Annotated in this window: 11 protein-coding genes; 4 read left to right on the top strand and 7 right to left on the bottom strand. The window is 51.1% G+C overall.

Going from position 1 to position 12,371, the window contains the following annotated elements; genetic code table 11:
- Positions 1-100: 100 nt before the first annotated feature.
- The gene (locus tag L1N82_RS09460; RefSeq protein ID WP_235287134.1) at positions 101-934 is read right to left on the bottom strand and encodes a carbohydrate ABC transporter permease; all 834 of its coding nucleotides are present in this window, start codon (positions 932-934) and stop codon (positions 101-103) included.
- Positions 934-1,812: a carbohydrate ABC transporter permease gene (locus L1N82_RS09455; protein ID WP_235287133.1), complete on the bottom strand. Its 879-nt coding sequence runs from the start codon at positions 1,810-1,812 to the stop codon at positions 934-936. The genes L1N82_RS09460 and L1N82_RS09455 overlap by 1 nt, the downstream gene beginning before the upstream one ends.
- 206 nt (positions 1,813-2,018) lie before the next feature.
- On the opposite strand from L1N82_RS09455, the gene L1N82_RS09450 reads away from it, so the two are divergent.
- Positions 2,019-3,848, top strand: a complete 1,830-nt coding sequence (locus L1N82_RS09450; protein WP_235287132.1) for a sensor histidine kinase — start codon at positions 2,019-2,021, stop codon at positions 3,846-3,848.
- A 2-nt stretch (positions 3,849-3,850) separates the two neighbouring features.
- On the top strand, positions 3,851-5,458 hold the full coding sequence (locus tag L1N82_RS09445; RefSeq protein ID WP_235287131.1) for a response regulator transcription factor: 1,608 nt from the start codon (positions 3,851-3,853) through the stop codon (positions 5,456-5,458).
- Between the two features lie 356 nt (positions 5,459-5,814).
- Here the strand turns inward: L1N82_RS09445 and L1N82_RS09440 are convergent, their stop codons facing one another.
- Together L1N82_RS09440 and trmL are read right to left on the bottom strand one after the other, a co-directional pair.
- Positions 5,815-6,066, bottom strand: coding sequence for an AbrB/MazE/SpoVT family DNA-binding domain-containing protein (locus tag L1N82_RS09440; RefSeq protein ID WP_235287357.1), 252 nt, complete (start codon positions 6,064-6,066; stop codon positions 5,815-5,817).
- Positions 6,067-6,262: 196 nt separating this feature from the next.
- Positions 6,263-6,727 carry a tRNA (uridine(34)/cytosine(34)/5-carboxymethylaminomethyluridine(34)-2'-O)-methyltransferase TrmL gene (gene trmL, locus L1N82_RS09435; RefSeq protein WP_235287130.1) on the bottom strand — a complete coding sequence of 155 codons (465 nt, stop codon included), beginning with the start codon at positions 6,725-6,727 and terminating at the stop codon, positions 6,263-6,265.
- Positions 6,728-6,862: 135 nt separating this feature from the next.
- On the opposite strand from trmL, the gene L1N82_RS09430 reads away from it, so the two are divergent.
- Positions 6,863-7,579, top strand: coding sequence for a response regulator (locus L1N82_RS09430; protein ID WP_235287129.1), 717 nt, complete (start codon positions 6,863-6,865; stop codon positions 7,577-7,579).
- 90 nt (positions 7,580-7,669) lie between these two features.
- On the opposite strand, the gene serC is transcribed toward L1N82_RS09430, so the two are convergent.
- On the bottom strand, positions 7,670-8,758 hold the full coding sequence (gene serC, locus L1N82_RS09425; protein ID WP_235287128.1) for a 3-phosphoserine/phosphohydroxythreonine transaminase: 1,089 nt from the start codon (positions 8,756-8,758) through the stop codon (positions 7,670-7,672).
- Between the two features lie 95 nt (positions 8,759-8,853).
- Here serC and thpR point away from each other — a divergent pair, with 95 nt between their 5' ends.
- Complete coding sequence (gene thpR / locus L1N82_RS09420) at positions 8,854-9,432, top strand: RNA 2',3'-cyclic phosphodiesterase (RefSeq protein WP_235287127.1); 579 nt, start codon at positions 8,854-8,856, stop codon at positions 9,430-9,432.
- 49 nt (positions 9,433-9,481) lie between these two features.
- Here the strand turns inward: thpR and glnA are convergent, their stop codons facing one another.
- Together glnA and aroF are read right to left on the bottom strand one after the other, a co-directional pair.
- Positions 9,482-10,906, bottom strand: a complete 1,425-nt coding sequence (gene glnA / locus L1N82_RS09415) for a type I glutamate--ammonia ligase (RefSeq protein ID WP_235287126.1) — start codon at positions 10,904-10,906, stop codon at positions 9,482-9,484.
- 269 nt (positions 10,907-11,175) lie between these two features.
- Entirely contained in the window at positions 11,176-12,237 is a 1,062-nt protein-coding gene (gene aroF, locus L1N82_RS09410; RefSeq protein WP_235287125.1) for a 3-deoxy-7-phosphoheptulonate synthase, read from the bottom strand.
- Between the last annotated feature and the right edge of the window lie 134 nt (positions 12,238-12,371).

Genomic DNA, 12,371 nt, shown 5'->3' with positions numbered 1-12,371 from the left:
AATGTTGACGCCTGAGGCGGATTGATAGCCAGCGCCCTGCTGATCACCAAGCTGCCGTTATCCTTGCAGCCGGTATACATAATTTTTTGCTGCCAGACTACTAACCCTTGACCGAGCCAGCCGTAATCCCCTCAATGATGTGCCGCTGAAGAGACAGGAAGAAGATTACGATCGGCACCACGCCCATCACCAAAGCCGCCAGTGCCAGATCCCACTGCTTCGTATACTGGCCGAAGAAGGAGAACGTGGACAGCGGAATGGTCCGCAGCTCCGGCTTGCTCAGGATCAGCTGCGGCAGCAGGAAGTCATTCCATATCCACAGGCTGTTCAGAATAATGATCGTGACCGTCATCGGCTTCAGCAGCGGGAATACAATCCGCCAGAAGACTCCATACGGGGTACAGCCGTCAACAACCGCAGGCTCCTCAACCTCAAGCGGAATGGACTTGATGAAGCCGTGATACAGGAAGATCGTCAGCGATGAACCGAAGCCCAGATAGCATACCCATAGTCCGGGCAGGCTGCCTACCAGCGAGAACCAGCTCGCTACCTTCATCAGCGGAATCATGATGGATTGGAACGGGATGACCATAGCCGCCACAAACATCAGAAAGAGGATACTGTTATATTTAGTGGGCCTGCGCACCATTCTGTACGCCGCCATTGAGCTGATTACAACAAGACCTGCAATGCTGAATACCGTGATCAGCAGCGAGTTGATGAAAGCCTGCGGATACTTCATAATATCCCATGCCTTGGCATAGTTTTCCCAGTTAATTGCCTGTGGCAGAGCCGCTGCATCAAGCAGGATATCTGCAAATGACTTAACTGAGTTACTCAGCAGAAAGTAGAACGGTACCAGGAACACGAACACAAGCAGAACCGCCAGGATTTCGGTCGTAAATGTACGAGCAGTATATCGTTTTGTTTCCATTACGCATGAACCTCCCGGCGCTTAGTCAGCCATACCTGTATGGTGGTAATTAAGGCAACCACGACGAAGAACACCAGTGCTTTGGCAGTGCCCAGACCGTAGCGGTTATTCTGGAACGCTTCCAGGTAAATATTCAGGGCTACTGACTGAGTCGAATTAAAAGGCCCGCCTTTAGTAAGCGACAGAATGACATCGAAGGTCTTGAAGGACCAGGATAATGCCAGGAACAGACAGATCGTTACAGCCGGCATAATGAGCGGAACGGTAATATGCCGAAGACGCTGCCAGGCTGTGGCGCCATCAATGGATGCCGCTTCGCTTAAATCCTTCGGCACGTTGATCAGCGCGGCGATGTAGATAATCATCAAGTAGCCTGCCCCGTTCCAGACACTTACGATAACAACGCCCCAGAAGGCCGTCTGTTCATCGCCAAGCCACGGGAGATTAAAGAAAGGAATGCCCGTCAAATCCCCGATCGCCGAGAATCCCTTAATAAAGATGAACTGCCAGATGAAACCAAGCAGCAGACCGCCGATTACATTCGGCAGGAAAAACAGCGTCCGCAGCATATTCCGCAGCTTCAGCCCCTGTGTCAGCAGCAGCGCCAGGATGAAGCCTACCAGGTTCGTCAGCACGACGGCAACTATCGTGAACCGGACCGTGAAATCGAACGAGCTCTTGAAGCCTTGATCACTCCAGAGCGCCATAAAGTTGTCCAAACCTACGAATGAGATGCTGCCGGAGACCCCATTCCAGTTGGTGAAGGAATAATACATCCCCATAATAAAAGGCAATATGACAATAATCGCAAATACGACGGTTGCCGGTCCAGTAAAAACGAGCTGCTGCATCCATTCGCTGTACCGCTTCTTGCTCATGCCCGTCTTCCCCCTTGTCTATAAATATCGTTTGGTGGCACACAGCCCGACGGCTCGGCCCTTATATCTAGTATAGAAAGCTGCCGGGTCAACAAACACCGATACGAATGACGCGAAAGGTGGAACATATTGATCTTTCAACTGCCCGCCACTATAATTAGTGCGAGCGTTTGCACCATGAACATATAACACACGGGGGAATGCTTATGGGGCTGCTTGAGTGGATCAAACGCAGTCTTCGCACCAAGTTAATTGTGTTTCTCATCATTGCGATAGCCATACCCATGCTGCTGTCAATCTATCTGACCAACTCCCGCACCACCGAGATCGTCACCGAGGATGCGCTTCAGCAGGCGTCCAATCTTGTTTTTCAGGGAAAAACAAATCTGATCCACTATTTTGACGTTACGAATCAGGCCTCTCTGCTGCCCTACAACGACACCAAATTCGGGGATACTCTGTACCGGATTCTGGAGAGGGGGAAGACCGACTACCTGTCCGAAGAGGAAATCTACCGTACGATCCAATCTATCTCCAGGTCGGTAAGAGAGATCCGGCAGGTCTATCTGCATGCCCAAATGGCGGGCAAGGGTTATCTGATCATTCAGGGCAACCTCAAGAAAGCGGAGCAGAGCGCTCCCCATGAAGGCGTGAGATTTACGGAGGACCGCAACGTCACCATTCAGGCGGCGCATATGAGTCATGAATACGGTATTCATACCAATCCCTATTATCCGCCCGAGGAAGTCATTACGATTCATCGCCGTATTATCCGGATCCCCTCGTACAAGCAGATCGGCACCATCTCGATTGATCTCAAGAAGGATGTCGTGGATTCTATCTGCAGCCAGCTCTATGATCCCGGTAAAGAGCAGCTGTACCTGCTGAGTGAGGATGGCTCCATCGTATACGGACCACGCGGAACCGAAAGCGGTATCATACTAGACGAGCCCTGGGTAAAAAAGCTGACAGATGCAGAGGGGCCTAGCGGCACAGGCCGTACTGGCAGCAGCAGCACGAGCAGCTGGTATGTGTATGAGAAGCTGAATACCTCCTATATGAATTGGACACTTGTTAAGCTGATCCCACAGTCTGTCTTAACAGAAAGCACGCGTCAGGTAACATTCGTGAACACAGTCATCCTGACGATCTTTCTGCTTGCTGCGATCGCGGCTGCCGTTTACGTGTCCTTCCGCATTACCCGGCCTATGAAGCATTTAATTCGCTACATCAACCAGGTGCAGACTGGTGATCTGGATGTCGATATCCGCATTCAGGGGACGGACGAGATCGGTATGCTGGCCGGTAAGTTCCGGAAGATGATGGAGACGATTAACAACCTGATCTTACGGGAGTACCGGCTGCAGCTGGCAAGCAAATCCAATCAGCTTAGGGCCCTCCAGGCTCAGATACAGCCGCATTTCCTATATAATGCTCTGCAGTCTATCGGCACGCTGGCCTTGCAGCATCAAGCACCCAAGGTTTATACCCTGATCGCCCAGCTCGCCAAAATGATGCGGTACTCGATGAGCACCTCAGATCAGCCGGTAACCGTCCATGATGAGATTGAGCATGTCAGAGCTTATCTCGCCCTGCAGCAGCAGCGCTTCGGTGACAAGCTAACGGTTCATTATGACATACAGGACCGAGCCGCTGCTGTGAAGGTCCCGCGTATGCTGGTCCAGCCGCTCGTTGAGAATGCCTTCAAGCATGGCTTCGATCCGGCCGGAGGCCGGATTCATATTATAATTCAAGCCAGGATCATAGGAGATCTCCTTCGGCTGTCTGTTGAGGACGACGGTCCGGGCATGACAGAAAGGCGTCTCGACCAGGTGAGAGAAGCGCTCCGGATTGCACGGATGAATGAGCATGAGCAGTGGCTCGACGAGCATATCGGCCTTGTTAATGTCATGACAAGAATGCGTTTATACAGCGGCCCGGAAGCTGATATTACGCTAGAGCAGCCCGGCAAATATGAGAAGGGGACAGGCGGTCTGAGGGTTACCCTGCAGCTGCCAGGCAGCAAGGAGGAATAGCGATGAACATATTAATAGTCGATGATGAGCAGCATGCCCGTGATGCCGTCAAGCTGCTGGTCGACTGGGACAGCTATGGAATTACGAGGCAGCTGGAGGCCGATAACGGGGAACAAGCCAAACGTATAATAGTAGAGCATCGTCCTGAGCTTGTGCTGACAGACATGCACATGCCGATTGCCGATGGACGGGCACTGCTTGAATGGATTTCTGTCCATTATCCTGACATCAGAATTATCGTCATTAGCGGCTACAGTGACTTCGATTATATGCGCCATGCCATTAAATACGGCGGGTCCGACTACCTCCTTAAGCCTCTTGATCCCGATCAGCTGAACGAATCCGTCCGTAAATCCGTGGAAGCAGTTCATAAGTCCAGAGCCGATAAGCTCAAGCAGTCCGCGGAGAATATAGAACGTAATCAATTTAAACCTGTATACTGGGATAACGTCTTTACACGGATGGTCTCCGATTCATCAATTCCCGTCCAGCTGATCGAGCAGGCCAGCTCGGAATTTGGCATCCCTGCAGGCGGTACCTCCTGCCGTGCCATTATCTGCTCGCTGGAGCCGCTGCCTCCTCTACTGGTCAAGCGGTTCCGAGGTGACAGAGAGCTCATTGCCTTTGCCATGACCAATATTTTAAACGACTTCGTCAGGCTGAGCTGGAAGTCCGGTTACGCCTTTAGGATCCCGAGCCAGCGTGATACGGTTTATGTTGTATTGTGGGATGGTCTGTCCATGATCGAGCGCCGGCTTCAGGAGCTGCAGAGTGCCCTCGCCGTAACTATGGGAGCCCGGCTGCATTTTGGAACGGGCGGCGTTCAGGTATTCCCATCAGGCCTTAAGCAATCCGCGCATGAAGCCAGAGAAGCTCTTGACAGACGCAATCTCCTGGATGGAAACCAATACCTGCACTTCTATGATCAGCTCCAGCCGCCAGCTGGCAAGAGACCGCATCTAAGTGATATCGAAGAGGCCGTACGCCTTGCTATTCTTAGCCGCAGCGAGACGGAAATCGCTGCCGCTGTCCGGCGCTGGTCCGCCGAAGCGGCTGCCATGACTGTCCTGACGCCGGCAGATGTAGAGAACTGGCAGCAGGAATACCGTCTCATCTACAGCAGATGGAGCCAAGCCCTGGCCGATAATCCCGAGCTTATACCGAAACCCGCAGAGTTTCCCGCTGTTTTCGAGGAAGACGGCACATTCTCACTGCATGGAACAGAGGAAGCCATACTGCGCCATATTGTTGCCTTGTCCGATATACTGGCCGCCAAGAAGCGTTCTGAACGCAATGTGATCAATGATATTCTTCAGTACATTGACCAAAATATTAATGAAGATCTGTCACTGTTCGCGGTTGCGAGCAAATTCTATTTAAGCAGGGAATACATTTCACGACGGTTCAGACAGGAAACCGGAGCAACATTATCCGAATACGTGGAGCGCATGAGAATGGATAAGGCCAAGCTTCTGCTTGGCAATGCCGAGCTCCGTGTAACTGATATTGCAGGCATGGTAGGGTATGCCGATGATAAATATTTCAGTAAAGTCTTCAAGAAACAGACCGGAGTGTCCCCAGGCCAATATCGCAAAACGGTTCAGGATTAATTGCGCTAGTTATTGTAACAATCTGTTCACAAATTGCTTCGTTTTCTTTTTGACTGGGCTTGGGTATAATAAAAGCAATCATTGGAGGTGTGCAGAATGAGTGTTAACTTTATCATCATCATGACCGTCATGGTCCTGTTCGTCCTCGCTATTCTGACGTCATCGTACAACGATGACAAGACCAAAGGTCTCTAGTGTGCGTCTGCATCCGGCTGCTCCTTGTTGGAGCAGCCGGCTTGTTTTTATTGTCAACGCCTGTGCCGGTAACAGCCTATAACGCACGGATAACAAATATGCCCCCTTCAGCCGGAAGCCGAAGGAGGCATACGTTACCTTACTATTTCACTAAGCCTTAATCAACCTTTGCGGAGCTGCGTCATATCGGTAATGCAGGATGAGCACAGGTAACGGTCTTTGAATTCACGCACCTCATCCATTGCACCGCAAAATACACATCTTGGACGGTAACGCTCCAAAATAATGTGGTCCCCTTGAACTAGAATTTCAACAGGGTCCCCCTCGTTCATCTGATACCTCTTACGAAGCGATTTGGGCAGTACGATACGGCCCAATTGATCTACCTTACGAACGACACCAGCCGGTTTCAAATGTATCACCTCTCCTGTATTCCTTGTTGTTCCTTGTCAACTACATGTGTAGAAACCTAGGCTCTATAGAGTTCGTGAGCTAACTTGCTTTTCCTCCCCAACTTTCGTTTTTTCTTAATATCCTGCAACCGGAGAGCTATAAGCTTGCCCAATGACTTGATCTTACAGGTAATTCAGTCCATTCTTTCCAAGCATTTTATTCCAAACCGGCAAAATTCGTCTGTCTAAATGCCTCGAATAATACGATAGCCGCCGAGTTCGACAGGTTCAGCGATCGCACATCACCAGTCATCGGAATCCTCAGACAGGTTTCCGGATTGCGATCCAGCAGCTCTTGGGGCAGGCCTTTGGTTTCCTTGCCGAATACAAAGAAGTCGCCATCCCTAAATTCGAAATCCGAATAACGCTTCGAAGCTCTGGTGCTGGCAAAGAAGAACCGGCCCTCCGGGTTGGCCAGCCGCACTTCCTCAAAGGAATCGTGATGCTCTACATGAACAGCATGCCAGTAATCCAGCCCGGCCCGTTTCAGGGTCCGGTCATCGGTCAGGAAGCCCAGCGGATGGACCAAGTGCAGATGTGCCCCCGTTGCGGCGCAGGTACGTGCTATATTGCCTGTGTTTGCCGGAATCTCCGGCTCAACTAATACGATATGAAAAGCCAAACGCAGTTCCCCCTCAATTTTACCTCTTGAATTCCATATGTTTGGATATTTTACACTCGTTTTACTTTTACTTAATCTTTTGCATAAGGTCAGCGTACATAATAGGAGTACTAAAGTCGGCAAAGGAGAATCAGAGTGAAGAAGAAAATATTAGTCGTCGACGATGAACCTTCCATTTCCATGCTCATTGAGTTTAATTTAAAGCTTGCAGGCTATGATGTACGCTGCGTTCATGACGGCGAAGCAGTATTCGACATGCTGAAGCCGTTTCGCCCTGATCTAATTGTGCTGGACCTTATGCTGCCCAAGATGGATGGCATACAGGTCTGCCGGGAACTGCGTGAGCAGAATAACGCTGTTCCGATTGTCATGCTGACAGCGCTGCAGGATGTGACAGATAAGATTGCCGGCCTTGATAACGGTGCTGATGATTACATGACCAAGCCGTTCAGCCCGCAGGAGCTGATCTCCCGTATCCAGGCTATCCTTCGCCGCGTACAGCAGCTCCCCGCCAGCGGAGATGGTCCTGTTCATGAGATTGGACGCCTGAGCATCCATGCTGAGCAGCGTGAAGTCCGTCTGGACGGTAATCTTATCGACCTCACGCCAAAGGAATTTGAGCTTCTCCTCTTCTTGTGCAAGCACCGCGGTAAAGTACTGAGCCGACAGCAGCTGCTCCACGGCGTATGGGATTATCATTTTCTCGGTGACACCCGCATTGTGGATGTCCATATCAGCCATCTCCGTGACAAAATTGAAAAGAACGCCCGTACCCCGGAATATATTATGACAGTTCGCAACGTCGGCTACAAGCTGACCGGTCCCCAGGTAAAAGACTTAACGCATGCCTGATTGGCTGCCCTCGCGAAAGACCGCCCTGCTGCTCGGCAGCGGGCGGTCTTCTCTATGTGTTACCTATAATCGCTTACCGTACTAATCCGACTAGCCATTGCGCTTCTGGAATTCAGCCATGAAGGAAGCCAACGCCTGGCAGCTCTCATGTGTTACCGCATTGTAAGTAGAGGCTCTCAGACCGCCTACGCTGCGGTGTCCTTTCAATCCGACAAAGCCCTGCTGCTCCGCTTCCTTCACAAACTGCTTCTCCAGCTCTTCACTATGAATACGGAAGGTAACGTTCATCATTGAACGGCTCTCCGTATGAGCGAAGCCCTTGTAGAAGCCGCCGCTTTGGTCAATGGCATTATAGATCAGGCTGGTCTTAGCACGATTCAACTCGGCAACCTGCTCCACTCCGCCCTTCGATTGAATCCACTTCAATACGAGATTAACCATGAATACCGAGAAGGACGGCGGTGTGTTATAGAGGGAATTGTTCTTAGCATGCGTGTCATAACGCAGCATTGTAGGCAGAGTCTTAGGAGATGCTTCAACCAGATCCTTACGAATAATAACAACCGTAATACCAGACGGCCCCAGGTTCTTCTGAGCTCCCGCATAAATCATGCCGAACTTGCTGACGTCGACCGGACGGCTAAGAATGTCGCTGGACATATCAGCAATCAGCGGAACATCTTTCGTATCCGGGTAGGCTTGGAACTGTGTGCCTTCAATGGTCTCGTTGGATGTAATATGTACATAAGCCGCGCGCTCCGGGATTACAATATCGGATAAAGCAGGAATACGACGGTACTCGTCCGCTTCCGAGGAAGCAGCAATTGCTGTTTCACCGATCAGCTTGCCCTCTTTCAACGCTTTGTCCGCCCAGCTTCCGGTCATCACATAAGCGCCAACACGATCAGGTGCAAGCAGGTTCATCGGGAACATGGCAAACTGCGTGCTGGCCCCGCCCTGCAGGAAGAGAACATGATAATTGTCCGAAATACCATACAGCTCACGAAGCAAAGCCTGTGTTTCATTGTTGACCTGCTCATACGCGGCACTGCGGTGGGACATTTCCATAATAGACATACCTGCCCCATGATAATCAACGAATTGTTCTTGCGCTTGCTGCAGTACCTCCAATGGTAGTGCAGCAGGTCCTGCATTGAAATTGTATGCACGGTTAGTCACGTTTCCACCCCTGGCTTTCTGTATAGGATATGGTTATGATAGCAAGTTTAGTGATACGCTTCAAGTAAATATGACATTGTCAAAGGGGAAATCACATGAAGCAATCTGTGCGCTTATTTACTGGCATTGCGGTTCCCGAAACAGTTCGTCAGCAGCTTGAGCGCTTTTTGCCTGAGTGGACAAGCCGGCTGGCCTTCGAACGGTGGCCTCACCCGAAGGATTGGCATATTACACTGCATTTTCTAGGCGAGATGCCTGCAGACAGACTCGATGACATACGCTCCGCACTGGATGAGGCCGCATCAGGCAGTGAGCCGTTCACAATCGATGTGGCGGATTACGGCGTTTTTGGACCGCCTGGCAGCCCGTCCATTCTCTGGGCGGGGATCAAACAACCTGTCCCGGAGCTTGAATCCCTGCATGCCAGACTGGCCTCCACGCTCAAGCAGCAGGCGGGCTTCACAGCAGAGAAGCGTCCCTTCCATCCTCATCTGACCATCGCCCGCAAATACAAGGGCAAGGAACGATGGAGCAGTGAGGCAATGCTGGCAGGTCTGCCGGAGCTCTCCTTATCCTGGCGGGTGCAGGAAGCCGTCCTCTATGAAAGCCGGTTGGGTCAGACTCCGATGTACTCCGTCATTCACCGGTCTCCATTGCAGAATAATAACGGTTAAACAAAGAGCTCCCGCCGAAACGGGAGCTCTTGGCATGTATAAGTGCTAATTAGCAGTCGTAGTACAGGCTGTATTCATGCGGATGAACACGGATGGATACAGCTTTTGCTTCTGCACGCTTCAAGGAAACATAGTTCTCAACAAAGTCCTTCGTGAAGACGCCGCCTTCTGTCAGGAATTCGAAGTCCGCTTCCAGAGCGTCAAGCGCTTCGTCCAGGGTACCTGGAACGCTGCGGATTTCTTTCTTCTCTTCGTCGGAGAGGTCATAGATGTTCTTATCGAACGGTCCATATCCGAGTGCAGTCGGGTCGATACCGCGCTTGATTCCGTCCAGGCCTGCAAGCAGCATAGCCGCAAACGAGATGTAAGGGTTAGCCGTGGAGTCCGGTGTACGGAATTCGATCCGGCAGCCTTTTGGTGTAACTGCAGCAACCGGAATACGGACAGCCGCAGAACGGTTACCCTTCGAGAATACCAGGTTAACCGGAGCTTCATAACCCGGTACCAGACGCTTGAAGGAGTTTGTCGACGGGTTCGTCAGTGCGATCAGCGCTGGCGCATGATACAGAATACCGCCGATATAATTCAGGGCCATCTTGCTCAGGTTAGCGTATGCGCCCTTCTCCCAGAACAGCGGCGTGTCGCCATTGAAGATCGACTGGTGAACGTGCATTCCGCTTCCGTTATCGCCAAACAGCGGCTTCGGCATGAATGTAGCTGTTTTGCCGTATTGGCGGGCAACATTGTGTACGATATATTTGTATTTCAGGAGGTTATCAGCTGTTTTGGTCAGCGTATCAAACCGGAAGTTGATTTCAGCCTGGCCGGCAGTAGCAACTTCATGGTGATGACGCTCTACGCGAAGACCGGATTCCTGCATCAGGCGTACCATTTCGGAACGGATATCCTGCTGCGTATCGATTGGTGCAACCGGCACATAGCCGCCTTTTACGCCAACCTTGAAACCAAGGTTTCCGCCTTCTTCCTTGCGGTTCGTGTTCCAAGCCGCTTCTTCGGAATCTACCGTGAAGGAGGACGTATGCATCGAGCTTTCGTAGCGAACATCGTCAAAGATGAAAAATTCGGATTCCGGTGCGAAGAATGCAGCCGTACCAATACCGGTCTTTTGCAGATATTCTTCAGCCTTCTGTGCGATGCTGCGCGGGTCGCGCTCGTAACGGTCGCCATCAGGCGTATGGATGTTACACATGATATTGAGCGTTGGATGATCTGTAAAGGGATCAACATAAGCAGCTTCCGTATCCGGCATCATAACCATGTCGGATTCTTCAATTCCGCGGAAGCCCGCGATCGAAGAGCCGTCAAACGCAACGCCGTTAACAAAGGTATCCTCGTCCACCTCAGTCGCAGGAAGCGTAATATGGTGCGCACGTCCCGCAAGATCTACGAAACGGAAATCGACAAACTGGATGCTGTTTTCTTTAATCGTGTCCAAAACATTTTGAACTGACATCTTGAATTTCCTCCATTTCCGAACATTTGCGTAAGTTAGAACTCTGATCGTTCTACTTTTTTCTTGAAACCTGTCGTTATTATAGAACCAGCCGCTACCAACCGTCAATAGCTATGTAAGGTATTTTTTAAACGGATGTCAGGTATGCTCACACTTTTAAGTATTTATTCATAAATAGATCAAGCCTTTGGGCTCATGACAAAAAGCAGCCAGAGGGGTATGGGAATATTATCCACCCCTTCAGCTGCCGGATCGTTTATTTCCGAACGTTATCGGGTCCAGACGGCAAAGGCTTCCTGCGGCTCCTTGACCGTATTAAACCGCTTGCCCATTACTTCTGCCAGCTTCTCCAAGTCCTTCAGAAGAGCCGCGAACTGGTCCGGGAACAGGGACTGCACCCCATCGCCTGTCGAAGAATTGTCAGGATCGGTATGCATTTCGATAATCAGGCCGTTCGCTCCTGCAGCCACCGATGCTTTAGCCATCGGTTCGACAAGCTCGCGGCGGCCCGTCCCGTGACTCGGGTCCGATATAACCGGCAGGTGGCTGAGGCTTTGAAGAACCGGGATCGCCGCCAGATCCAGCGTATTGCGGGTATAGGTCTCAAAGGTCCGGATACCGCGCTCACAAAGCATGACGTTCGGATTTCCGCCCGCCAGAATATATTCCGCAGCATTCAGGAACTCGTCGTAAGTGGCACTGAAGCCGCGTTTGAGAAGCACTGGTGTCTGAATCGAGCCCAGCTTGCGTAGCAGATCAAAATTTTGCATATTACGCGTTCCGACCTGCAGGATGTCCGCATGCTCTGCACAGATGTCAACATATTCAGGTGTCATGACCTCCGTGATCGTCAGCAGCCCATGCTTGCGGCCTGCCTCCGCCATCATAACAAGGCCTTCCACCCCGATCCCCTGAAAGCTGTATGGTCCGGTACGCGGCTTAAACGCTCCGCCCCGCAACACCTGGCCTCCAGCATTCTTGACCAGCCGTGCGATTTCATCGATCTGCTCAGGGGATTCAACGGCACATGGCCCGCCCATGACCACCAGGTTGTCTCCGCCGATTTTCACGCCTTTGATGTCAATGACCGTATCATCCGGATGGAAATCACGGCTCGCCAGCTTGTAGGACTTTGAAATCTTAATGACATTCTCAACATCCTTCATGGAACGGAGATGCTCGGCCAGGGCCGGCTCCGCCTTCCCGATAATTCCAATGACGGTACGGTCCGTCCCGCGAGAAACATGCGGCTGTACGCCCGCCCTGACAATATGCTCTACAATTTCATTGATCCGCTCTTCGGTTACGTCCGGCTTCGTGATTACGATCATTACCATCTCTCCCTTTTTCACTTAAACGCTTATATGCTTTCAGACTTTTATGCTTTTATGCTTTTTCGCTTTGATTCGTTAAAGTAAGTATACAAAAAAAAACGGCTGTTCGTCAACCGTCTTTTTCATTGCCT

Origin of the sequence: Paenibacillus tarimensis, from assembly GCF_021532315.1 — a bacterium.
Lineage (GTDB): Bacteria > Bacillota > Bacilli > Paenibacillales > Paenibacillaceae > Paenibacillus_I > Paenibacillus_I tarimensis.
This window is presented reverse-complemented; position numbering and strand designations above follow the sequence as displayed.

Bases quoted from the DNA above. Each gene is read 5' to 3' on its own strand.
- L1N82_RS09460 (WP_235287134.1), bottom strand. From the start codon at position 934: ATGGAAACAAAACGATATACTGCTCGTACATTTACGACCGAAATCCTG.
- L1N82_RS09455 (WP_235287133.1), bottom strand. From the start codon at position 1,812: ATGAGCAAGAAGCGGTACAGCGAATGGATGCAGCAGCTCGTTTTTACT.
- L1N82_RS09450 (WP_235287132.1), top strand. From the start codon at position 2,019: ATGGGGCTGCTTGAGTGGATCAAACGCAGTCTTCGCACCAAGTTAATT.
- L1N82_RS09445 (WP_235287131.1), top strand. From the start codon at position 3,851: ATGAACATATTAATAGTCGATGATGAGCAGCATGCCCGTGATGCCGTC.
- thpR (WP_235287127.1), top strand. From the start codon at position 8,854: ATGAAGCAATCTGTGCGCTTATTTACTGGCATTGCGGTTCCCGAAACA.
- glnA (WP_235287126.1), bottom strand. From the start codon at position 10,906: ATGTCAGTTCAAAATGTTTTGGACACGATTAAAGAAAACAGCATCCAG.
- aroF (WP_235287125.1), bottom strand. From the start codon at position 12,237: ATGATCGTAATCACGAAGCCGGACGTAACCGAAGAGCGGATCAATGAA.